Here is a 20,624-nt window from a genome sequence, read left to right on the forward strand (position 1 = left end):
ATGGACCGCGAGACAGTGGCCCGTACGATCGGCGACCTGGCTCGGCTCGGCAACGACAACTACCGGTTCGAGATCAAGAAGGCCAGGGGCGGCATGCCCCAGTCGTTGCACGAGACGATCAGCGCATTTGCGAATGGTGAGGGCGGGACAGTCCTTCTCGGTGTGGATGAGAAGGCGGCCTTCGCTGTTTCCGGACTCGCAGATCCGCGGTCAATTAGCGATAGTTTCGTCACCTTGTGTCGCTCTATGGATCCGGTGGTCGCGCCGTTGGTCGACATTGTGGACATGGGTGGCCCGAAGGTTCTCTATGCCTACGTGCCCCCGATTCCGCGGGACCGTCGGCCCTGCCATCTGGCGCGGCTTGCTCCGTGGGACGCATCCTTCGTCCGTATGTCGGACGGCGACCGAAAGCTATCGGCATACGAGGTCCAGCTCCTCCTCGAGAACCGGGCCCCGGCGCGGCACGATGCGTCCGTCGTGCCGGAGGCAACACAGGATGATCTCGACTCGCAACGGCTACGTGCCTTCGTCGCCCGGGTTCGGGAGCAGCGGAGCGTTTTCGAGACAAGGTCTGATGCGGAAGTCCTACGTCTTCTGAACGTGCTCCGAGAGACCGACGATGGTCCTCGGCCCACACTCGCCGGCCTACTAGCATTCGGAATTTATCCGCAGCAGTACTTTCCGCAACTGAACGCCACGGTGGTCGTCTTCCCGACGCCTGATCCGGCCCGGCCAGGGCCGCGCGGGGAGCGGTTTCTGGATAACCGTTCCGTAGACGGTCCGATACCTGTGATCGTCCGTGATGTTATAGGAATCCTGAAACGACACATGAAACGGCGCGGCATTATCACCGGACTGTTCCGTGTTGATGAATGGGAGTATCCCGAGGAGGTGCTCCGGGAGACTCTGGTGAACAGTCTGGTGCACCGCGACTACTCACCGTCAGCCCAGGGTGCCCAGATTCAGGTAGAGCTCTACCCTGACCGATTGCAGATCCGGAACCCGGGCGGACTCTTCGGGCCAGTGGGTCTACGAGAGCTTGGACTCGGCACAGTGCCACCGTCATCGCGCAATTCTGTCCTGCTCAAGATCCTGGAGGATACCCCGCTTGATCCGGGTCGGACAGTGTGCGAGAACCGAGGCACCGGTATCGCGCGCGTCCGGGCGGCGCTCGCTGAGGCGGGCATGGAGCCACCGGTCTTCGAGGACGACATCGCGACCTTCACCGTCACAATCCCCAATCACGCGCTGCTCGACGAGGACACCAGGGACTGGTTGTCCACGTTGAACATCGCCGGACTCACGGGTGCGCAGCTCACCGCGCTGGCGCTCACTCGACGCGGGGAGACCTTGACCAACGTCAGCTACCGGGGTGCGACCGGCGTCGCGGACAGTCGAACCGCGACCACGCAGCTCAAAGAACTGCGCGCACGCGGCTTGCTGGTGCGGGAAGGAGACCGGGGAAGCGCCACCTACCGGCTGAGTCCCCACGCCGGCCGGGCAACGAAGCAGCTCGACCGCGGCCGGACACAGAATGACCTTGTGCTGGCCGTGTTGACCAGGACACCGGTCAGCCGCGCCGAGATCGCTCGCCAGGCCGGTCTTACCGACGAGCAAGCTCGCCAGACGCTCGCGCGGTTGCGTCGGATCGGGCAGGCCGAGTTGGTAGGGGCGCCCCGATCCCGGAACGCGCTGTGGCGACTGGCTGATCCATCGCATCACGGCGGCTAGCCGATGCGCCAGCGGAGCGTCCGCGTCTCCCTCCCCACCCAGCTATTGATCAATGGTCGGAGGTGGGCGTCTACGAGGTGTTCCGGGACGACGCCGACTGCACGGAGATCCGCCCGGCAGCGCGACGGCCGCTGCTGGGCGGTCGGTTACGGTGGTCGCGTGGGACTGCATCTGAGCCAGATCGACGAGGCGGACGTGCTGCTGACCAACGACCCGCTGGCGCTGCTGATCGGAATGGTGCTCGACCAGCAGATTCCTCTTGAGCGGGCGTTCGCTGCTCCCCATGAGCTGACCCGGCGTCTTGGACAGCCGTTGGACGCGGAGGAGCTGGCGAAGCACGACCCCGACGCGTTCGGCGCGATCTTCTCCCAGCCGCCGGCGCTGCACCGGTTTCCCGGGTCGATGGCCAAGCGGGTGCAGGCCATGTGCCAGATCATCGTGGACGCCTACGACGGAGACGCGGCCCGGGTGTGGACGACTGCGGCCGACGGCAAGGAGCTGTTGAAGCGGGTGGCGGCGCTGCCGGGGTTCGGTACGCAGAAGGCCAAGATTTTCGCGGCGCTGCTGGGCAAGCAGCTTGGCGTGACCCCGCCGGGGTGGCGGGAGGCGTGCGCGCCGTTCGGGGACGAGGGCAGCTTCCGTTCAATCGCGGACATCATAGACGTCTCCACCCGCGACCAGGTCCGCGAGTACAAAAAGCAGATGAAGGCGGCAGCCAAGAGCACGGCTCCGTGATCGTCGCGTGGCTTCTGAGGGTCACGCCGTGATGGCTCCGTGAGAGTGGAGGTTGCGGGGACGGATCGGCGGTCGGCCGTCGAGACGCGACCTCGGTGAGCGCAGTGTTGGACGATTAGCGGGCCAGATCGTCGACGTGCTGGCGTAGCACGGCGCGGATGTCGGTTGGCGTGATGCCGGGCGGGTCGGCGATGCCTTGCACGACCAGGCCGTCCAGTAGTGCGTGCAGCCGGCCGGTCTCCAGGTCGGGATCTCGGTGCGCGGCGAGCCGACCGAGGTCGTCGAGTTGGCGGATGACGGTCTGCACGACATATCGGATCAGCCCGTCTACCTCGCGCCGTTGCTTGCGCAGCTCCGCCCCGATGTGCGCGTTACTGACCAGCGCGAGCCATGCTTCGGACTCGATTCGGCGGTTCGCGTCGAGGGGCAGTAGCTGTTCGAGGATCTCGACAGGCGTGGCCTCTGTGATGGCACCGCCACGGGTCGCGTCGAGCGCGTCGAACCGCTGGCGGACCTGACAGACCGCCCGTTCGACCGCGAACGCGATCATCGCGTCGCTGGTCGGGAAGTAGTGGCGCAGCGCCCCGGGCGACCAGCCCGCCTCCCGGGCCACCGTGCGGACCGACACCGCCGAGAAGCCCTCACGTAGTGCCACCCGCCACACCGCGCCGGCGAGTTCCTCGCGGCGGGCCTCATGATCGACAACTTTGGGCACCATCCATCATGGCACAGCCGTGCTAAATTAATTTTATGGCACAGCCGTATGAAAACGAGGGTGTCCGGCGACCCCGTTGGGCGCCGTGGTGGGCCTATCTTCTCGTGGCAGTCGGCCTGAATGTCCTGCGGCAGCTCGCATGGCCGCCGTCACAGGTCAGCGCCGTGCTGACAGTCGGTCTGTTCGTCGCCGTGCTGATCGTGACGGGGGTGGCCGTGACAGCCGTGTTCCGCGCGTTCGCCGGCCGGTGACATCGGCATGATCGGCACCGCGATCGTCTGTTGCGAGACCGGATTCTGGTTGCTGCTGGGGTTCGGGCTGCTGTTGCGCTACCGCTGGAACCGGCTGTGCATGGCTTGCGCCGTGCTGTGCGGCCTGCCCGTCCTCGACCTGGCCCTGCTGGTCCTCACCATGCTGGTGCTGCGGGCTGGTGCCCGACCAGACTGGACCCACGGTCTGGCAGCCGTCTACCTCGGCTTCTCGATCGCCTTCGGACCGCCCTTGATCAGATGGGCAGACCAGCGCGTGCGCAGCCCCACCGCCCAGCCCGGCGCTCGCCGGCCCCACGAGCCGCCGCATGTCAGGACGGAGTGGCGCCGCTTTGGCCGGGCCTGCGTGGCGGCGGCGGCGAGCACTGGTCTATTGCTCGGCGCGGTCGCCTGGTTGGGAGACAGCGCCGACACCGGCGCACTGCTGGCCTGGATTCCGCAGCTGGGCCTCGTCCTCGCCGGCTGGTTGATCCTCGGTCCCCTCTGGGTAACTGCCCGCCAGTCACACCTGCGCCCCAGGTCTGGCCGTATTCCCGGCAAAGACGACCACCCCGGCAGAAAGCTGGACGACGGCTCTGGCCACGGCAACGGGCAGCCACTGACACGGCCCCTGCAGGCAGATACAGAGCCGTCTTAGGGCCGTCGGCATGCGGCGCTGATGGCCCTCGCCCTCGCGCGCCGCGACCCCTGCTGCGCCTCTGCAGCTGTGAGGATAGGGCCGACGGTATCGAGGCCCTTCCACGAACGTGTGTTCGCGACACCCTCTGGAACTGTCGCGCCAGCTCCATCCTTCCGAGACTGGTGGGGACCAGCAGTTTCCGTTGGAACGGGCGTTTGCTGCTCCGTACGTGTTGACGCAGCGCCTCGGCCGGCCGCTCGACGTGGAGGAGCTTGCCAGCTTCGACCCCGAGGCGCTGGGCGCGATCTTCGCCACGCCGTCTGCGTTGCACCGGTTTCCCGGCTCGATGGCCAAGCGAGTCCAGGCGCTGTGCCAGGTGCTGGTCGAGAAATACGATCGTGATCTGACCAAGGTGTGGAGCACGGCGGCAGACGGCAAGGAGCTGCTGAAGCGGATCGGCGCACTGCCGGGCTTTGGCGTGCAGAAGGCGAAGATCTTCGTGGCGTTGCTCGGCAAGCAGCTCGACGTGACTCCGCCTGGTTGGCGTGGAGTGACCGCGCCCTACGGCGACGAGGACAGCGTCAGGTCCGTCGCCGACATCACTGGCCCGGACAGCTTGCTCAAGGTCCGCGACTACAAGAAGCAGATGAAGGCCGCGGCGAAGGCATCTGCCGGCTGACCTGCGGTTTCTCTGTTCACTGGACCTCGCGGTCCGCAGATAGTCCGCAGGAGTCCGCGCCGGATGCGGCGCTGCATGGTGTCCGTGGGGCAGCGGCGCTTGGCGTGTGTGGGGCGGTGCCGGTCAGCGAGAGGGCTCCTGGTCCGTCGGCTGCCGATGCCTGCGGGGTGGTGGCTGGACGGCGTAGGGCGGTGTCGATGACGGTGCGGGCGCGGTCGTCGTCGCCGGGCCAGAGGTGGGCGTAGGTGTTGAGGGTGATCGCGGCGGAGGAGTGACCGAGCATGCGTTGGACCTGCTTCACGCTCGCGCCGCCGGAGATCAGCGCCGAGGCGTAGAAGTGCTTCAGGTCGTGGGTTCCGGCGGTGATGCCGGCTGCGCGGCACGCTCGTTCCCAGGCTGAGCGCCAGCGGCGGTACAGCAGGGGCGTGCCGTCGTCGTCCGTGAAGAGCATCTCCCGTGTCGGGTGGGTCGCCAGGTGCGCGGCCAGGGCGTCGGTGACGAGCCGGCCGACGGGGACGGTGCGGACGCTGGCCGCCGTCTTCGGCGGTCCGAAGCTGCCGGATTGCAGCCGTTGGCGGTCGACGCGGATGGTGCCGCGCAGGAAGTCGACCCGGTGGGGGTCGAGGCCGAGCAGTTCGCCGATGCGCAGGCCGCTGCCGGCCAGGGCCACGACCGCGGCACCGAAGCGCGGTTCGATCGTGTCGGCGACGGCGTAGACCTGCTCGACGGTGAGGGGTGCGACCTCTTCCCGGGCGAGCTTGGGCAGGGCGACGCCTGCGCACGGGTTTTGCGTGATCAGCTGGTCTTCGATGGCGAAGTCGAAGATCAGGGAGAGGGTGGTCATGATGCCACGCCCAGGGCGGACAGTTCGACGTCCACCTGGCCGATGAGGTCGTCGATCTCGCGCATGCCATCGGCATCGTTCGTCGATTCTGCCTCCGCCCGGATGACCTCCAGGTCGGCGCGGAAAGTGGCCAATGTCTTCATGTCGTCCGTCGGCGGATCAGGGTCGGGAAGCGGCTCGGCATCGAGATGCCAGCCGGCCTTGCACTGCGCCATCCGCAGCTTGCGCGCCCGCTCCGCGCAGGCCGGACACCTGCTCGCCAGGGTGGCGCCGCACGGCACCGCGTGCACCGAGGTTTCCCCGGTGGCGGTGTCGACGCGGCGCATGGCCAACGGACGAATGCACACCCCGTTCTCCACCGCCACGGTCTCGACGACCTGGCGGGCCAGCGGCATCCGGGCCCGCTCGACGCGCGTCGAGGCAGACGGGGACGGTAGAGCAGGCCGCGGCGAAGGCATTGGAGCGACCGGCGACGACGGGGCTGCTGACGGCATGGGCGACCACTCCCACGAGGCAGGGCAGAGACGAACAGGGGAGGGCCGGCCGCCGGCCGCTGGGCTCAGATCCCCCGCTCATCTCGCGGAGCGTTGGAGGGGTCGCCCAGCCTCGATGGCCGCGCCAGCACCGCCCACACGGAGCCTGCGCCGTCTCGTGGGCAAACGGACCCTACGCGCGTAACCATCCGTACGCCAACCGTTATGCACTCAATGTATGTCGCCCTGGTATAGCGAGCCGGCCTGACCATCCCTACTCTGTATCGGCTCTGCCCCCTGGCCCGGAGTCCGCGACAGCCGGTGGATGGCGGTGGGCGGGCGGACGTGCGGGCACCGGTCTGTGTCGCAGTAGTGCCGGTCGCCAGGCTTCGCCGATGGCGATCAGGGCCGAATCCAGGCCGGCTTGCTGGCCGGCATTGAACGCGGTTGCCTCGGCAGCCGTCACCGTCCGTCCCTCGACGAGCAACAGCGGCGATGCGCCGAGGGCAAGAATGGCCGTCAGCGCACGTCGGTAGTCCGCGAGAACGAGAGGCGGCTCACCGGTCGCGTCCTCGTCGAAGGCCGCGTCCTGATCGAGCAGCCGGAGCACGTACGCCCGATACGCCGCTACGGCTCCAGCGCCCGAACCGGTCATCACGCCACCGCCGGATGGTGCGTGGTCGCATGCACCGATGCGGGAAACCGGACCGGCCCGACGCTGTACTCCGACCAGCCGGACTCACGCGCGAACCGGTCGGCCTCGCGGGCGTTCTCGAAGGCCAGGACGATTTCCCGCACTCGTTGGCTGTCATCGTCGAACCGGACGAGGCCGAATACCACCTGTTCCGCGTCCACCTGATCACCTCCGGGCATAGGGGGGTCGGTTCCGGGCGGCTCGTGTGGCCCTGGTTGGGCGCCGCCCGGAACCGTGGGTGCGGCGCCGCGCCGGGGACCTTCGTCGGCCCGGCCAGAACCGCGAGCACCAGTGGACCGCGGGCTTCCCTGCGCTCACGGCCGCACCCAGACCGACCGGCAAAACTCAACATCAACAAGGGTGAGAGGGTAGCCCACGATCACACCTGGCCGAGGCACGAAAGATCTGGGTTAACGTTCGCGACCGGGTGGTCGGTTTTCCCGAATTAGCGCAGGTGGTGGCGGACGCGGCCGAAAACGGTGTTCGATCCGATGTGGCCTCGTGCCAGAAGATGCCCATCTGGAATAACCCCTGATGGTGGCCTGGCCGGACTTCTGCCTCAAGGGAGATGGCGGAGCCGGCGAATGGCGGGGCAAGGCCGGCGGTGGCGGTTGCGACATATTGAGACACCTGCTCAGAGCGCATCTTGAGGGATGCTGTGCCTAATCGGAGTGCACAGTCCTGGCTGGTTGTCGGAGTGGCCTTCGCTGTGATCGTTGCGTTGCGAACCTTTGAGTCCGAAATTCACCATCCGCTTTACTGCCGAGGTCGGCATTACTCCACGTGGTGCTGGCTTTCCAGCAAGTGGCTGAGTGGCGGACGGAGTGTGTTCATGAGCAGGTTTGGAACGCGGGCGCGGCGGACGCTGGTTGTGGCGGCAACGGCGGGGGCAATGGCGGGTGGCGGCCTTCTGGCCACCCCCGCCTTCGCTGGAACCGCGCCGGGTTGTGTGAGTGTCAGCACTACCACCGGCACCGTCACCAAGACATTCAGGATGACCAACAACTGCAGCTACTCGCTCCGGGCGAGGATGATCCTTGCTCGCCACAGCGATACCGACTGCGTCAATCTGGCGGCCCGCGGCGGCTACTACTGGATCCAGGTCGCCCGAACGGCGGCGCTTAGCGGCGTCGAGACCTGCTGAGGTTCCGGCCGACAGCTTCAGTGACGTCCAGGTGCGGGTCACCCCGCGACCCGGCTGCCCGATCCTGCGGGCCGCGGGCCGCCCGCCGACGACGTGGCCTGGGTTCGCGGCCGAGCAGACCCGCTGTCACGAGCAGGAGAGCCAGAAGCAGACCCCAGACCTGATGGGCCTCCTCCCAACGGGCACTGGTGGAGGCGACGAACAGCGCAGCGCTGCCAGGCAGCGCATAGAGCGCTCCGACTGTCGCCAGGAACACGGGTGCGGCGACGAGGCCCACCGACCCGTCCGGGCGCACGCGGCTGATGGCAGCGGTCAAAGCGATCGCAAGAACGAGAATTGTGGTCGCCTCGAGGGTCAGTCCGGGCAGGCGCAACGGCAAGCTCATGCGCTGGTGGACGAGGCCGTGCTTCGCGATGGCCGCAGCCGCCACCCAGCAGATCACCGTGACCGGCAGCGCCGAGGCCACCCGCAGCAGGTTTCGCCACAACCGGGGCACCGGCAGAACCGATGTGGTCGGCGCACTCAAGTCGTCAAGAACAAAGGTGAAGCCGAGGGCATTGATGATTGCCGAGAATCGCAGTAGGCCAGTCCAGGAGCCGGAGTCGAGGTCCGTCCCCGTGGCCGCGGGGACGGCGGCAACCGCGAGACCAAGGGCTGTACCGACCAGGAGTGGATGGTACTTCGTGCTGCGGAAGGTGGGTCCGAGCAGCGCGCGGGCCGTGGCGACGGCGCTCATGAACAGATTCCGTCCTGCTCCGTTGGTGGCGGGGTGATCCCCAGCAGCTCGCCGGCACGCTCGAACGACGTGCCCGGCGTAGTCAGCTCCGGCCAGGTGGACCGCACCCGCGCGCTTATTGTGTCCGCAGGCTGGGAGAGCATCCGCAGCCCGAAGGCCACCACTCGATCGGCGACGTAGTACCCGCTGCCGAACCCGGCGGCGGTCATGGCGACGCCGCCCGAACTCCCGGAGATCAGACTGTCGAGTCCCTTTCTGCTGCGGGGCGAGGCCTGCCCGGCCAGCCAGATGACCAGCGCCCCGCGTGCCTCGCAGATCTGGAGACCGTCGGCGGGCGCGGCCCTGCCGGTCACGGCTCGGTAAGCGAACTGCCCAGCAAGATCGATCACCGTCGCGTTGTCATTCCAGCTGGTTGCAACCGGAACGGAAGCCGGGGTGCCATGGCGGTTGTCGTCGTTCTGCCACTGGGCCAGCGGCACCGGCTGGCCCATGCCCGCACCGGCTTCGGTGTTTCCGGCGGCCTGGACCCGTTGCCGCACGGTCCATGGCTGGTCAGCCACAGCGGGCGGCAGCCGGCGCAGGATGCCCTGCAGCACGTTGTCCCATCCAGCGATCTGCGGGCGGAAATCAGGAAATGAGCAGTACGTCAGCTGCCCGCGGTGCTCGCAGATCTGCTGGGCGGCGGGCTGGTAGGTAGCGGCGTCCCGGGCTGCCGCCAGTTCGCCGGACGGTGAACGAAGTTGGAGAACACCTGCGATCAGGATGAGTACCACCCCGGCGGCCGACACGACGCCGAGCAGGCTCGTGCGCATCTTGTTGACGGCCAAAGTCGCGACTGCGAGCACGACGATCAGTCCGGTGAGATAGGCCAGGTGCCATCCCGCGGGCCGCCCCAGCAGGCTGATCGGCAGCGGCGGCGCACCCTCGCGTCGGGAAGCCAGCGGGAGAAGCCATCGTGCCGACGATTGCGCCAGCCGGCCGGGGAGCATGGCGGCCAGGACCGCCACGGCCAGCGTGACCATCGCCAACGGGGCAGCCGCCGCAGACCGGGTCAGGCTGCCCAGCAGCACCCCCACCACCCCGAGCAGCACCACCATGAGCGGCCCGCCCGCGAGCTCGAAGGGGTTCGGATGCCCCGACGCGCCGGACTGCACGGCCAGGTCAGTCATCCGTGCTCCGACCAGTGCCGCAGCGATCAGCCCCACGGGCACCAGCGCGGCCAGCAGCGCCGCTGCCCGGTGCCGGGCCGAGAGGACCAGCACCTCGAGTTGGGCGTCCGCTCCGCTCTGTGCGGGCCGCAGCATCGCCATGTTGGCTGCCAGCAAGGTCGCCAGCGCCAGCGGCAGCAGCCGAATCTGCGTGCCCCGGTCAGAGTCCTGCAGCACCGGAAACCTGCCGGCCTCCCCCCGCGTCATCGCGGAGTAGAGCCAGGGAAGCAGATATGCCAGGAGGCCCACGAGCACGGCCGGATGACGGATGAGCCGGGCCGTCTCAACCCGGCTCAGGGCGATGGTCGCCCGCCAGGAACGGACCCTGCCCACGTCCATCGCGTCCGGAAGCGGAACGCGGGTGGTCGTTGGCGCGCTCATGCCGCCGCTCCCGCGCCCTGTACCCGCGTCGGGTCGATCAGCAGCAGGTAGCCGTCCTCCAGAGTTGGTTCGACCAGCTGCGCGCGGGGCGGCGCGTGGCCGACGTTTCGGTAGGCCCCGGTCCCGGTTCGCCAGGACACGAGGGCCCCGGGGGCGCGTGTCGGGCTCGACCAGACCCGGCCCCGAGCGACCGAAGCGAGGTCCACCGGATCTCCCTCGAACCGGATCGAACCCGCATCCAGCACGATGACGCGCTGGCAGACCGTCGTCACATCCTCGGTCTGATGGGTGGACAGCAACACCGTGCGGCCCTCCCCGAGGCCGGCGACGAGTTCCCGGAAACGCAGCCGCTGCTCCGGGTCGAGGCCGACCGTCGGCTCGTCGAGCACCAGTAGCCCCGGATCACCCAGCAGCGCCGCGGCGAGCGCTACCCGCTGGCGCATCCCACCGGACAGATTCTTGATCTTCTTGTTGCGCTGGTCCGCGAGGCCGACGGCGGCCAGCACCCGCCGCACCTCGTCGTGCCGGGCGCGGCGATCCGTCATCTCCTTGAGGATCGCCACGTAGTCGACGAACGCGAACGCGGTGAAGGTCGGATAGAAGCCAGGGTTCTGGGGCAGATAACCGAGCTGGCGGCGCACGGTCAGCCGGCCCGCCGCCGTGTGCGGATCGACGCCGAGAATGCGCAGGTCACCGCCATCAGCGACGATGGACGTCGCCAGGATCCGCAGCAGACTGGTCTTGCCGGCACCGTTCGGGCCGAGCAGGCCGGTCACCCCGTCACCCAGACTGAACGAGACCCCGCCGAGGGCCACGGTGCTGTGATACCGCAGCGTGAGGCCCGCAGCGGTGACGGTCGGACGGGTCATGGGTTCCTCCAGGGCCCGGCGGGCCGGGCAAGGTTGAGGCGGCGGCTGGTGGCGAAGGCCGACCGGGAGGCCGTGAGCACGAGGGCGGCGAACAGTACGGCTACGGTCGCCCAGAGCTGGCCGATGGGACTGAAGATCACCGATGAGCCGGTGTTCGGATGCACCGTGGCCAGTAGCGCCGCGACCCAACCGGTGCCGGTGAGAGTCGGGGCCAGCAGCGGGCCGAGCCGGGGAATCAGCGCCAGGGTGAGCAGCGTGAGCGCGACCCCGGGGAGCAGCCAACCGAGCACGACCAGACCGAAGCCGGGCAGGGCGAGGCTCGCGCAGCCGCTGAGCACACTCGTCGTTGCGAGCACCGCGAGCGTCCGCAACAGCAGCAGCCGGAACGTGTGCAGCGGGGTGACCGCGACCAGTTCGTAGCTTGGATCGAGCCGCGGTCCGAACGACAATGCGACGCCGACCATCGGCAGCGCCGGCGCGACCCCAAGGAAGACCAGCGGTGCGGCGGCCGCCTGCGCCAGGTGGGAGGCAAGCGTGGTCAGTGTGAGGGTCAGCGTGACCGCGAGCAGCCAGGGTGCGCGCAGCCCCGGCGTGACGGCGATCAGCCGTGCGGTGGTCTCCGGCACTCTGACCCGGACCATCATCCGCTCCACCGGCCCGCGGTGCGGCCGGTCGAGGGCCGCGTCCAACCGGGACCAGCCGGCCGCCACCCGATCCTGATCGGCGGCCGCGGCCAGCCGCCGCCGGCAGTCGGCGCACGCCGCCAGATGGGCTTCCAGCGACCACAGCCACGGCGACGCCAGCGTGGTGTCGCCGTACCGACGCAGTTCCTCGTCGCTGACATGCCAGGAGTTGTCGACGGGTCCGGTGTTGTCGACGGGCCGGGGGTCGGATGTCGTCATGCCAGCTCCTGACGCAGCTGTCGGCGGGCTCGCATCGCCCGCGTCTTGACCGTGCCGGCCGGAATTCCCAGCAGCACCGCGGCATCCCGGGTGCTCAGCCCGTCCAGGACCGTTGCCTGCAGAACCGCGCGCAGCTCCGGGGACAGCCGGCGCAGTGGGTCGGCGATGTCACCGTGCTCGATCCGCAGCAGGATCGTGTCCTCGGCGGACGGCTCGTCCCGGGACCGCAGCCGGCCGAGGGCGGTCGCCAGCCGCTGGCGGGCGCCATGCCCGCGGATCGCGTCGATCAGTCGCCGCGACCCGATCCGCCACAGCCAGCCGGCCGCGTCACCGTCGGGCGTGTCAGCCTGAAACCGGCCGGCCGAGCCTCGCCAGACCGCGAGGAAGGTCTCCTGCACGACGTCATCGACGAGCGTCTGGTCGGCACAGCGGGCCTGCAGCCGGGCCGCTAACCATGGCGCATAACGCCGATACAGAACCTCGAACGCACCGCGGTCGCCGTCAGCGACGGCACACAGCAGCGCCGCGTCCGTCGGCTCACCCGGTGACCTGCTCACATTCGTTCATCGTAGGGACCGCCTCCATCGGTTCGCGTGGGAATTCGGACCATCGCACAAGGGCACTTTTGTGGTGTGTCGCGTAGCGGAGGAGCTGGCGAAGCAAGACCCTGACCCGCTCGGCGCAGGTGTGGACGACCGCAGCGAACTACTATCTTCGCGTATACACTCGATGTAGAGTCTGGGGTCATGAGCGTTCCGCTGGCCCTGTTGGGGCTGCTCGAGCGAGAGCCGAGCCACGGGTATGACCTCAAGCGCGACTACGACGCGTTCTTCGGCCGGGGCAAGCCGCTGCCGTTCGGGCAGGTGTACGCGACCCTGGCGCGCCTGGCCCGGGATGGGAAGGTGATCGCGGCCGACGTCGAGCCCGGCGCGGGGCCGGACCGCAAGCGTTACGTCATCACCGAGCAGGGCGTCAGCGACATCGAGACCTGGCTCGCGACGCCGGTCGAAGCCGAACCCCATCTGCAGACGGTCCTGTTCGTCAAGGTGGTGCTCGCCCTTATGTCAGGGCGCTCGGCCGAGGGGTACCTCGACGCGCAGCGGGCCGCCCACATGCGTCGGATGCGGGAACTCACCGAGCTCAAGCGCACCGGGGCGCTGGTCGACGCACTGCTCGCCGACCACGGCCTGTTCCACCTGGAGGCCGATCTTCGCTGGATCGAGCTGACCTCGGCTCGGCTGGACGCACTGGCGAGGGTGGTCACGCCGTGAGCACATCCTCGAGTAACGCAGGGTCGGATGACCGGCCAGCGCGCGTGCTGGAAGCACATGACGTCTCGCTGTCGTTCGGGCAGACGCCCGCGCTGCGGGGGGCGAGCATGTCGGTGGCCACCGGCGAGATCCTTGCGGTGATGGGGCCGAGCGGGTCCGGCAAGTCGACGTTGCTGCACTGCCTGGCCGGCATCCTCGCCCCGGATACCGGTGAGATCCACTTCGCCGGCCGGCGCATCGACACCCTGAGGGAGAACGCCCGCGCGGCGCTGCGGCGCGACCGGTTCGGCTTCGTCTTCCAGTTCGGGCAGCTCGTGCCGGAACTCAGCGTCGAGGAGAACATCGCGCTGCCCCTGCTGCTCAGGGGCGCCCGCCGGGCCGATGCCCTGAACCGGGCCCGCGGCTGGTTGGAGCGGCTCGACCTGACCGGGCTGGAACGCCGGCGCAGCGGGGAGCTGTCCGGCGGGCAGGCCCAGCGGGTCGCGTTGGCCCGGGGCCTGGTCGCCGATCCGGACGTGCTGTTGTGTGCATCCAGCTCGTCCGAGTGCGCCAAGATCTTCTGGCGAAGGATCCTTCGAGATCAGCCCGTCAGCGCGGAAACAACGGCCCGGGCCGTTTCGGCGAGCAGGGAATCAGCGGCGGTGGCGGTCTCCTCGGGCCTGTCGGACAGCACGGCCATCACCAAAGGTCCGCCGGCGCCTGGCCAGGTGATCGCGACGTCGTTGAGGGTGGCGAATCGTCCGGCCCCGGTCTTGTCTGCGGTCGTCCAGCTCGAAGGTAGGCCAGCGCGGAGTCGGGCCGTGCCGGTGGTGTTCGCGATCAGCCAGGTCTTCAGCTGTGCCCGTTCCGGGGCCGGCAGGGCGTCCCCGAGGAGGAGGGCCCGGTATCCGGTGGCAATGGCCAACGGTGTCGTGGTGTCGCGGAGGTCACCACGCGTCGCGCTGTTCAGGTCGGGTTCCCATCGGTCCAGCCGGGTGGACTGATCGCCGAGCGACCGAGCGAACTGGGTGATCGCGGCCGGACCGCCAAGGAGTTTCAGGAGTTGGCTGCCGGCAGTGTTGTCGCTATGAGTGATGGCTGCGTCGCAAAGTTCGGCGACGGTCGTTCCAGTAGCAACTCTGGTGCTCGTCACCGGAGAGTTCGCCACGATGTCGGCGGCGGAGAAGTGGATGGTGCGAGACAGGTCCCCGCCGCGTAGGGGGTGCGCTCGCAGCACCGCCGCGACGGCATACGTCTTGAAGATCGAGCACAGCGCGAAGGAGTCGTTCTCGCGATGGCGAACCGACCGTCCGGAGGCGGTATCGACGGCGAAGACGCCCAGGCGCGCCCCGTAGTGGCGTTCCAGGTCGACCAGCGGTGTGTTGTCGGCGACGTCCCGCGGGGTGGGCGTCGCCGAACGCCGTGTCGAGGTCACCCCGGCAGAACCGGTGGAGCACGCGTCTACCAGGAGGCCAGCGAGGCTCGCGACGGACGAGGCCAGGAACTGCCTTCTCTTCAGATCGGGCATAAGGTCGGGACTCTCTCTGCGCTGCCTGGCGATGGGATCATGACGGCGGCGGCTGGGTCCCGGCGGCCTTTCGGGCCGCCGAACGGACAATGCCCTGGCGCGAACGCTTATCAGGCGGTGACGGTGAGCGACGCAGCTGCCCTGGCGGGCTTCACCTCGAGACCGCCGAGCCGCCAGGAGATGCTGAGCTCGCGGCCCCGGGTGATGGCGGCGGGCAGGGCGACTCGGAAATCGACGGTCCGGCTCGCGCATTCACCGTGGGCCGGTGCCTCCCGTGACCGCGAGTCGCCTGTTCCTCCTGGCGCATGTCGATCATGGCGGCTGGGTCGGACGGATGGCTGACCAGGATGCGGTCAGACGTTCAGCCAGTTACGCCGGTCTCGCGCCGCGGTATGAATTCGTTCGACCTGGGCTGGCTGCCACACCGCCGAAAGATCACCGAAGGTTTCGATCTGGTCGTGCCGGATGGCGTGGACTCGGACGGCAGGGGAATCGTCACGCAAGGGCGCCACGGTCAGCTTCGCCGGCGCGACGAATGCCAGCACCGCCTCGACCCGCACCGCGAACCCGCAGGCCCGACTCAGCGCCGTCGACGCCCGGTTGGCCTCAGCACGGGCCTTTCGCACGTACGGATATGATCGGCCCCCCAGCTTCACGGCCTGGTCGCCCACCCAGATTCTGGCGCCGACGTGGTACTTCGTGTTGAAGGTGAACACGCCGCCCGGGCCGATCAGCAGATGATCGATGTCGACATCGCGGGCCAGCGGTATCGAATGTAGTACTCGCCAGCCTCGGCTGGAGAGCTGTTGCAGTTCCGCTCCCACCATCTCCTCGCCGACCAACCCCTTGCGCCACCCGCCGGTCTCCACCCGCCGCCGGAGCAGACGGTTGAGCAGTGCCCGCCAGAAACCCGGCGTCAGCTCCCTGAGCTTCGCCTGGATCGCAGCGCCGGGTGGGTTATGGGCAAGGTCGTCCGTGGGATGGGGCGCCACTCCCGCCAGGCCGGGGATGCCCGGTGCCAGCCCGGGCCGGGGCAATGCCGACACGGGCACTTCCGGCGTCCATCCGGGTGATGGTGGCACGACGTGCGACGGCCGTGGGTGGGCCGAGGGTTCCGGTCGATGTTCCAGGTAGGGGGCGAGCGCGTTGAGCACCGTGTCCTGATCTACATCGAGCAGCATGTTGAGCTGCTGGGCCCGTAGGTCGAACCAGGCGACGCTGGGCCCGTTCGGGAAATTCACATAGAGCCGAGCATGCCCGTATCGGTGCCACGTTTTCACTTCCAGCTCGTCCATGCCCTGTGCGCCCATTCCTGTCGACGAAGATGACGGATCAGGGTCGATCAAACGCCTTTGTTGCGCGCCGAACCGACCGCCCGGTGAGCAGGCGGCTCCCATACGGTGTGACCGCACCACACTATCCGCGAGGGGCGGCCCCATCCAGCGGTTCTGTGGCGGGCGGCAGGCCCGCGACCCATAAGGGAATGGGTATCGGGACTCCGACCAGCAAAAATGCTGGTCGGAGTCAGGTTTCCAGGATCTTCGGTGTTAGCTACGCTTCGTATAGCGGAACGCTTACGCTGTCACGCCGCGTATAGAATGCGGCGCACAGAACAACCGTCTGGGCACAGGGGTGGTCGTCAACCGACAGGATTCGGCGTCGGGCCCGGAGCAGGTGCTCCGACGCTCGGGCCGGCATAGGACGAAGGAGCGGGAGGTTCGACGGTCCGCGCGGCACGTATCGGCTCGGTCGGTAAATCGTGGGGACCAACGAGCGGAGCCCAGCCTCGCGTCGTCCGTTTGGATGAAGAGTCCTCAACGGTCCCCGGCTCGACAGGTCAGGGGAAGCGGAGCCGTCCAGGCGTAGATCGATGCGGCTCCGACGGGTACGGGGGTTACCAGGGGACGGGGGTGCCGTCCCAGGAGAAGAAGCCTCCGGTCGGGCCGTCGTCGGGCAGCAGGGCGAGGCGGACGGCCCCCGCCGCACCCTCGGCCGGGTCGCCGGCGCGGGACGAGACGCGCGCCGGCCCGTTCAGATCGGTGCGCCGCGCGCCGGGGGCGAGTGCGTTGACCTTGAACCCGTCGTCGGTCAGGGCGTTGGCGTAGAGCACGGTGAGCTCGTTCAGCGCCGTCTTGGACGAGCGGTATGCGCCCAGAGCGCCCGTCGGCCCGCTGGCGAAGGCGATGATGCCCTCGGCCTGGCCGGTGGAGGCCGCGAGCGAGGCGGCACCGCTGGAGATGTTCACGATCCTGGGACGCGCGGAGCGCCGCAGCGCGGGCAGGAACGCGTTGGTGACGGCTACCACGCCGAACACGTTGGTCTCGTAGATGCGGCGGAACGTGTCCGGGTGCTCCTCGGTCACCGGCCTCGGGTCGACGGAGGAGATGCCGGCATTGTTGACCAGGATGTCCAGGAGGGGCACCTGCTCTGCCGCCGCTGCGATGCCCTCGGCGCTCGTCACGTCGAGGACGAGCAGCCGCGCGTCGCCGTCGATGTCCGCGACGGCCTGCCTGCCCCGCCCGGCGTCGCGCGAGCCGACGTACACGGTGTGCCCCGCCGCCGCGAGCTGCCGCGCAATGTCCTTGCCGATACCCTTGTTGGCTCCTGTGACCAGTGCGATCAGGTTGTCCATGTGATCCAGGGTGCCCGGGGCCCGGTGCCGCATCCAGGCACCATCAGTACGAGGCTGAGCGGCCGGGCGGGGCGGTTCGGAAGGTGGGGCGGATGGCACGACAGGGACTGGCCAGCTTTCCACGACAGGGACTGGCCAGCTTTCTGCGTGACCGGCGGGAGGCACTGCGCCCGGCGGACGTGGGCCTGCCGAGAGGTGCTCGTCGGCGTACGCCGGGCCTGCGGCGTGAGGAGGTCGCGGCGCGGGCGAACATGTCGGCGGAGTACTACGCGCGCCTCGAACAGGCGCGCGGGCCGCGGCCGTCGGCACCGGTCCTGGACGGCGTCGCGGGCGCGCTGCGGCTGACGCGCGCGGAGCGGGCGCACCTGTTCCAACTGGCCGGCGTGGCCCTGCCGGCCCCGGCCGGACCGCCGCGCCGGGTCCGCCCTTACGTGGCGAGCCTGCTGGAGCGGATGCCGGAGACCGCGGCGATCGTGACGGCGGCCAGCTACGACGTGATCGCGTGGAATCCCCTGGCGGAGGCGCTGCTGGGTGGCCTTCGCGACCGGCCCAATCTCGCCCGGCGCCGCTTCCTGCCGGGCGAGCAGGCCCTGACCACCGGCCACGAGGAGTTCGGTGAGATCGCCGTCGCGCGGCTGCGTGCCGCGGCGGATCGTTATCCGGGCGACCAGGCGCTCGCCGCGCTGCTGGCGGAACTGCGCTCCAGCAGCGCGGAGTTCACCGCGATCTGGGACACCCATCCGGTGCGTGTCCCCGGCCACCGGACCAAGACGGTGTTCCACCCGCAGGCGGGCCCGCTGCGTGTCCACTGCGATGTGCTCACCGTCCCGGATGACGACCAGCAGGTCGTCTTCCTCACCGCCGCGCCGGGCTCCCCGAGCGCCCGCGGCCTGCGGCAGCTGGCCGTGGGCAGTGTCGCGGGCGGTGGGCAGTAGACGGCCTGCCGGCGCCGGACCGTCTGGGGAGACCTGGTCAGAGATTCTTGATCAGGCCGCCGTCGATCAGGTATTCCGCCCCGGTGATGTTCGTGGGCGAGGCGAGGAAGGTCACCAGCCGGGCACCCGCGCAGGAGAAGACCAGGTTGAAGGTGTCCGTTCCTAGGGAAGGCCGCCGGGAGCCACTGTTCCGGTCTCGTAGGCGATGACGACAAGCTGAGCCCGATCCCGGGCGTGGAGCTTGGCCAACAGGCGGCCGATGTGTGTCTTGACGGTGGCCACACCGACGAACAACGTCGCGGCGATCTCCGTGTTGGACTGTCCGGAGGCGACTTTCACGAGAACCTCCAGCTCGCGCTCGGTAAGCAGATCATGAAGGTTTGTTCGGGCCGCCACGGGCCGCGGCTGACGCACGAACTCGGCGATGAGCCGCCGGGTGAGGGCGGGTGTCAGCAGCGCGTCTCCGCGGGCCACGATTCTGATCGCGGCGAGGAGGTCCTCCGGCCGGGTGTCCTTGAGGATGAAGCCGCCGGCGCCTCCTCGCAGCGCTTCGAAGACATGCTCGTCCTGGTCGAAGGTCGTCACCACGAGAATGTGCGGGGTGGCGGTCTCGCTCCCGGACATGAGGACCCGGGTGGCCTCCAGGCCGTCCATGATGGGCATGCGGATGTCCATAAGCACGACGTCGGGCAGGAACTGCCTGGTCAGCCGCACGGTCTCCACACCGTTGCCGGCCTCGGCCACCACCGTGAGATCGGGTGCCGATGCGACCAGCGCCCGCAGACCGGCTCGGACGAGCGCCTCGTCGTCGGCGATCAGCACACGGATCCGGCTGCGCCGGCCCGGCGCGTCGTCGTGTTCGGCCCCGGTCATCACACCTGATCCGCCGCGTCGTCAGCTGGCTCTCGGGTAACCGGGTGATCCGCTGGAAAGCGGGCCACGACGGCGAATCCGCCTTCGTCTCGAGGCCCGGCGGTGAGCGTCCCGCCGAACAGCTCCGCCCGCTCCCGCATCCCGATCAGACCGAGCCCGCCGCCCTGGCTATGGGATCTGTGGCCCTGGGGTTGGTGGACCCGGCCGTCGTCGACGACGCTGACGACCAGTTCCCGGGGTTCGTGGTGAACCTCGACCTGCGCGCGGGTCGCGCCAGAGTGCTTCACCACGTTGGTCAGCGCCTCCTGCACGATGCGATAGGCGGAGGTCTCCAGGACCGGAAGGTAGTCGCGAGCCTGGCCGCTGCCACGGTAGGAAACCCGCAGACCATCGTGACGCAGGCCGGTGACCATCGGTTCCAGGTCGCGCAGCGTCGGCCCCCCGTCCCGCTCGGCACCGCTGGACGGTCCCGAGGCCGGGTTCGCCTGGTTCGGGGCCGCCGGTCCGGTCCCGTGCCGCGTCTGGCGCAGGACGCGGCGCACCTCGTCGAGAGCTGACCGGCTGGTGGTCTCGATCGCGATCAGCGCGTCCCGTGCCTGCTCCGGCTGCTCGTCGAGCAGCAGCCGGGCCACTCCCGAGCGGACGGCGATCATGCTCAGCGTGTGCGAGACGACGTCGTGCACGTCCCGGGACACCCGCAGCCGCTCCTCCGCCCGGATGCGGCGCTCCCGTTCGGCAGCCTCGCGTCGGCTCTCCCACGCGAGGCGACGCCGATAGTCGCGCCGGACGCGCAGGGTGTCGCCGAGCAGCCAGGCAGGCGCGGCCATCAGGACCTGGACGACGTTCTGATCCTGATCGGGATGCAGCGGTATCGCGACGGCAGCGGCCACCGCCGTCGCGATCGCGGCCGCGGCGCACCAGAACAGCGAGCGGCGCCGCGGGCATCGATCGGCGACGACGAAGACGGCAAGGGCCAGCACGGGTCCGGCGTTGCTCACGAACGGCGTGAAACGCACCCCGAGCAGGCTCGCGGCACATTCGACCGCGGTGACGCCGACGAGTGCCGCGACCGGCCATCGCCGACGTACAACCAGGGGCGTCACGGCCAGAGCGCCGAACAGCACGACGTGCGTCGTCGACCCGTAGGCGGCCGGGCCCGATCCGACGGCCACGCCCGCCGCGCCCGGCAGAGTGAACGCGGCGAACGAGACCGCGGCGAGCGCGACGTCCCATGCGTCGACCCGATCTCGCCGACTCGGCCACCCCGGCCACCCCGGCAGGCGGCGGCTGTACCCGGAGGTACCTGCCGGGTCCGCGGATCGCGGTGTGGGTACCGATGTCCCGTTCACCATGTGGGTGACGGTAGACGCGGGGCTCGGTCCTCGGCGTCGGTCCGGAGTCGGACCA

22 protein-coding genes and 2 pseudogenes are annotated in these 20,624 nt (G+C 69.1%); 9 read left to right on the plus strand and 15 right to left on the minus strand.

All coding sequences use genetic code 11. The features are described from left to right. A complete protein-coding gene (locus tag MXD59_RS06650) occupies window positions 1-1,731 on the plus strand; it encodes an ATP-binding protein (protein WP_248823903.1) in 1,731 nt (576 codons plus the stop codon). A 159-nt stretch (window positions 1,732-1,890) separates the two neighbouring features. Then, window positions 1,891-2,466, plus strand: coding sequence for an HhH-GPD-type base excision DNA repair protein (locus MXD59_RS06655; protein WP_248823904.1), 576 nt, complete (start codon window positions 1,891-1,893; stop codon window positions 2,464-2,466). 115 nt (window positions 2,467-2,581) lie between these two features. On the opposite strand, the gene MXD59_RS06660 is transcribed toward MXD59_RS06655, so the two are convergent. Beyond that, window positions 2,582-3,181, minus strand: coding sequence for a TetR/AcrR family transcriptional regulator (locus MXD59_RS06660; RefSeq protein ID WP_248823905.1), 600 nt, complete (start codon window positions 3,179-3,181; stop codon window positions 2,582-2,584). A 104-nt stretch (window positions 3,182-3,285) separates the two neighbouring features. Here MXD59_RS06660 and MXD59_RS06665 point away from each other — a divergent pair, with 104 nt between their 5' ends. The 3 genes from MXD59_RS06665 to MXD59_RS06675 all read left to right on the plus strand — a co-directional run bounded on the left by MXD59_RS06665 (window position 3,286) and on the right by MXD59_RS06675 (window position 4,748). Next, complete coding sequence (locus tag MXD59_RS06665; RefSeq protein ID WP_248823906.1) at window positions 3,286-3,432, plus strand: hypothetical protein; 147 nt, start codon at window positions 3,286-3,288, stop codon at window positions 3,430-3,432. 7 nt (window positions 3,433-3,439) lie between these two features. Further along, window positions 3,440-4,087, plus strand: coding sequence for a hypothetical protein (locus MXD59_RS06670; RefSeq protein WP_248823907.1), 648 nt, complete (start codon window positions 3,440-3,442; stop codon window positions 4,085-4,087). 109 nt (window positions 4,088-4,196) lie between these two features. Beyond that, entirely contained in the window at window positions 4,197-4,748 is a 552-nt protein-coding gene (locus tag MXD59_RS06675) for an HhH-GPD-type base excision DNA repair protein (RefSeq protein WP_308301660.1), read from the plus strand. 16 nt (window positions 4,749-4,764) lie between these two features. On the opposite strand, the gene MXD59_RS06680 is transcribed toward MXD59_RS06675, so the two are convergent. From MXD59_RS06680 to MXD59_RS06695, 4 genes and pseudogenes are all read right to left on the minus strand, one after another. After that, window positions 4,765-5,592 carry a tyrosine-type recombinase/integrase gene (locus MXD59_RS06680; protein WP_248823908.1) on the minus strand — a complete coding sequence of 276 codons (828 nt, stop codon included), beginning with the start codon at window positions 5,590-5,592 and terminating at the stop codon, window positions 4,765-4,767. A 5-nt stretch (window positions 5,593-5,597) separates the two neighbouring features. Beyond that, window positions 5,598-6,050, minus strand: a pseudogene (locus MXD59_RS06685) (replication initiator); the annotation flags it as partial. A 289-nt stretch (window positions 6,051-6,339) separates the two neighbouring features. Continuing rightward, on the minus strand, window positions 6,340-6,720 hold the full coding sequence (locus MXD59_RS06690) for a hypothetical protein (RefSeq protein WP_248823909.1): 381 nt from the start codon (window positions 6,718-6,720) through the stop codon (window positions 6,340-6,342). Continuing rightward, the gene (locus MXD59_RS06695; RefSeq protein ID WP_248823910.1) at window positions 6,720-6,920 is read right to left on the minus strand and encodes a hypothetical protein; all 201 of its coding nucleotides are present in this window, start codon (window positions 6,918-6,920) and stop codon (window positions 6,720-6,722) included. Before MXD59_RS06695 ends, MXD59_RS06690 begins: the two co-directional genes overlap by 1 nt. A gap of 548 nt (window positions 6,921-7,468) precedes the next feature. Between MXD59_RS06695 and MXD59_RS06700 the strand changes: the two genes are divergently transcribed. Continuing rightward, complete coding sequence (locus tag MXD59_RS06700; protein ID WP_248823911.1) at window positions 7,469-7,903, plus strand: alpha-amylase inhibitor; 435 nt, start codon at window positions 7,469-7,471, stop codon at window positions 7,901-7,903. Here the strand turns inward: MXD59_RS06700 and MXD59_RS06705 are convergent. The 5 genes from MXD59_RS06705 to MXD59_RS06725 are packed head-to-tail and all read right to left on the minus strand — an operon-like array spanning window position 7,881 to window position 12,556. Further along, window positions 7,881-8,639, minus strand: coding sequence for a hypothetical protein (locus MXD59_RS06705; RefSeq protein WP_248823912.1), 759 nt, complete (start codon window positions 8,637-8,639; stop codon window positions 7,881-7,883). The genes MXD59_RS06700 and MXD59_RS06705 overlap by 23 nt on opposite strands. After that, on the minus strand, window positions 8,636-10,228 hold the full coding sequence (locus MXD59_RS06710) for a hypothetical protein (protein ID WP_248823913.1): 1,593 nt from the start codon (window positions 10,226-10,228) through the stop codon (window positions 8,636-8,638). Before MXD59_RS06710 ends, MXD59_RS06705 begins: the two co-directional genes overlap by 4 nt. Beyond that, the gene (locus MXD59_RS06715) at window positions 10,225-11,097 is read right to left on the minus strand and encodes an ATP-binding cassette domain-containing protein (RefSeq protein WP_248823914.1); all 873 of its coding nucleotides are present in this window, start codon (window positions 11,095-11,097) and stop codon (window positions 10,225-10,227) included. The genes MXD59_RS06710 and MXD59_RS06715 overlap by 4 nt, the downstream gene beginning before the upstream one ends. Continuing rightward, the gene (locus tag MXD59_RS06720) at window positions 11,094-11,999 is read right to left on the minus strand and encodes a cupin domain-containing protein (protein WP_248823915.1); all 906 of its coding nucleotides are present in this window, start codon (window positions 11,997-11,999) and stop codon (window positions 11,094-11,096) included. Before MXD59_RS06720 ends, MXD59_RS06715 begins: the two co-directional genes overlap by 4 nt. Then, complete coding sequence (locus MXD59_RS06725; protein WP_248823916.1) at window positions 11,996-12,556, minus strand: RNA polymerase sigma factor; 561 nt, start codon at window positions 12,554-12,556, stop codon at window positions 11,996-11,998. Before MXD59_RS06725 ends, MXD59_RS06720 begins: the two co-directional genes overlap by 4 nt. A gap of 189 nt (window positions 12,557-12,745) precedes the next feature. Between MXD59_RS06725 and MXD59_RS06730 the strand changes: the two genes are divergently transcribed. Both MXD59_RS06730 and MXD59_RS26885 read left to right on the plus strand, forming a co-directional pair. After that, window positions 12,746-13,270 (plus strand): PadR family transcriptional regulator, encoded by a 525-nt coding sequence (locus tag MXD59_RS06730; RefSeq protein WP_248823917.1) that lies wholly within the window; start codon window positions 12,746-12,748, stop codon window positions 13,268-13,270. Window positions 13,271-13,314: 44 nt separating this feature from the next. Next, window positions 13,315-13,785: pseudogene (locus MXD59_RS26885) on the plus strand (ABC transporter ATP-binding protein); the annotation flags it as partial. A gap of 65 nt (window positions 13,786-13,850) precedes the next feature. Here the strand turns inward: MXD59_RS26885 and bla are convergent. The 3 genes from bla to MXD59_RS06745 all read right to left on the minus strand — a co-directional run bounded on the left by bla (window position 13,851) and on the right by MXD59_RS06745 (window position 17,442). Further along, window positions 13,851-15,029 (minus strand): class A beta-lactamase, encoded by a 1,179-nt coding sequence (gene bla, locus MXD59_RS27280; protein WP_372511967.1) that lies wholly within the window; start codon window positions 15,027-15,029, stop codon window positions 13,851-13,853. A 101-nt stretch (window positions 15,030-15,130) separates the two neighbouring features. After that, on the minus strand, window positions 15,131-16,087 hold the full coding sequence (locus MXD59_RS06740) for an NERD domain-containing protein (RefSeq protein ID WP_308301661.1): 957 nt from the start codon (window positions 16,085-16,087) through the stop codon (window positions 15,131-15,133). Between the two features lie 584 nt (window positions 16,088-16,671). After that, window positions 16,672-17,442: an SDR family NAD(P)-dependent oxidoreductase gene (locus MXD59_RS06745; RefSeq protein WP_248823919.1), complete on the minus strand. Its 771-nt coding sequence runs from the start codon at window positions 17,440-17,442 to the stop codon at window positions 16,672-16,674. Window positions 17,443-17,501: 59 nt separating this feature from the next. On the opposite strand from MXD59_RS06745, the gene MXD59_RS06750 reads away from it, so the two are divergent. Then, window positions 17,502-18,344 (plus strand): helix-turn-helix transcriptional regulator, encoded by an 843-nt coding sequence (locus MXD59_RS06750; protein ID WP_248823920.1) that lies wholly within the window; start codon window positions 17,502-17,504, stop codon window positions 18,342-18,344. Window positions 18,345-18,506: 162 nt separating this feature from the next. On the opposite strand, the gene MXD59_RS06755 is transcribed toward MXD59_RS06750, so the two are convergent. Together MXD59_RS06755 and MXD59_RS06760 are read right to left on the minus strand one after the other, a co-directional pair. Continuing rightward, window positions 18,507-19,217, minus strand: a complete 711-nt coding sequence (locus MXD59_RS06755; RefSeq protein ID WP_248812216.1) for a response regulator — start codon at window positions 19,215-19,217, stop codon at window positions 18,507-18,509. Beyond that, window positions 19,217-20,569 carry a sensor histidine kinase gene (locus MXD59_RS06760; protein WP_248823921.1) on the minus strand — a complete coding sequence of 451 codons (1,353 nt, stop codon included), beginning with the start codon at window positions 20,567-20,569 and terminating at the stop codon, window positions 19,217-19,219. Before MXD59_RS06760 ends, MXD59_RS06755 begins: the two co-directional genes overlap by 1 nt. Window positions 20,570-20,624: the final 55 nt, after the last annotated feature.

Origin of the sequence: Frankia umida (assembly GCF_023242945.1) — a bacterium.
In the GTDB taxonomy this organism is placed as follows: Bacteria; Actinomycetota; Actinomycetes; order Frankiales; family Frankiaceae; genus Frankia; species Frankia umida.

Coding starts and splice junctions, on each gene's coding strand:
- MXD59_RS06650 (WP_248823903.1), top strand. CDS start 1: ATGGACCGCGAGACAGTGGCCCGTACGATCGGCGACCTGGCTCGGCTC.
- MXD59_RS06670 (WP_248823907.1), top strand. CDS start 3,440: ATGATCGGCACCGCGATCGTCTGTTGCGAGACCGGATTCTGGTTGCTG.
- MXD59_RS06680 (WP_248823908.1), bottom strand. CDS start 5,592: ATGACCACCCTCTCCCTGATCTTCGACTTCGCCATCGAAGACCAGCTG.
- MXD59_RS06690 (WP_248823909.1), bottom strand. CDS start 6,720: ATGACCGGTTCGGGCGCTGGAGCCGTAGCGGCGTATCGGGCGTACGTG.
- MXD59_RS06705 (WP_248823912.1), bottom strand. CDS start 8,639: ATGAGCGCCGTCGCCACGGCCCGCGCGCTGCTCGGACCCACCTTCCGC.
- MXD59_RS06710 (WP_248823913.1), bottom strand. CDS start 10,228: ATGAGCGCGCCAACGACCACCCGCGTTCCGCTTCCGGACGCGATGGAC.
- MXD59_RS06715 (WP_248823914.1), bottom strand. CDS start 11,097: ATGACCCGTCCGACCGTCACCGCTGCGGGCCTCACGCTGCGGTATCAC.
- MXD59_RS06720 (WP_248823915.1), bottom strand. CDS start 11,999: ATGACGACATCCGACCCCCGGCCCGTCGACAACACCGGACCCGTCGAC.
- MXD59_RS06730 (WP_248823917.1), top strand. CDS start 12,746: ATGAGCGTTCCGCTGGCCCTGTTGGGGCTGCTCGAGCGAGAGCCGAGC.
- bla (WP_372511967.1), bottom strand. CDS start 15,029: ATGCGCGAGCCGGACCGTCGATTTCCGAGTCGCCCTGCCCGCCGCCAT.
- MXD59_RS06740 (WP_308301661.1), bottom strand. CDS start 16,087: ATGGGCGCACAGGGCATGGACGAGCTGGAAGTGAAAACGTGGCACCGA.
- MXD59_RS06745 (WP_248823919.1), bottom strand. CDS start 17,442: ATGCGGCACCGGGCCCCGGGCACCCTGGATCACATGGACAACCTGATC.
- MXD59_RS06750 (WP_248823920.1), top strand. CDS start 17,502: ATGGCACGACAGGGACTGGCCAGCTTTCCACGACAGGGACTGGCCAGC.
- MXD59_RS06755 (WP_248812216.1), bottom strand. CDS start 19,217: ATGACCGGGGCCGAACACGACGACGCGCCGGGCCGGCGCAGCCGGATC.
- MXD59_RS06760 (WP_248823921.1), bottom strand. CDS start 20,569: ATGGTGAACGGGACATCGGTACCCACACCGCGATCCGCGGACCCGGCA.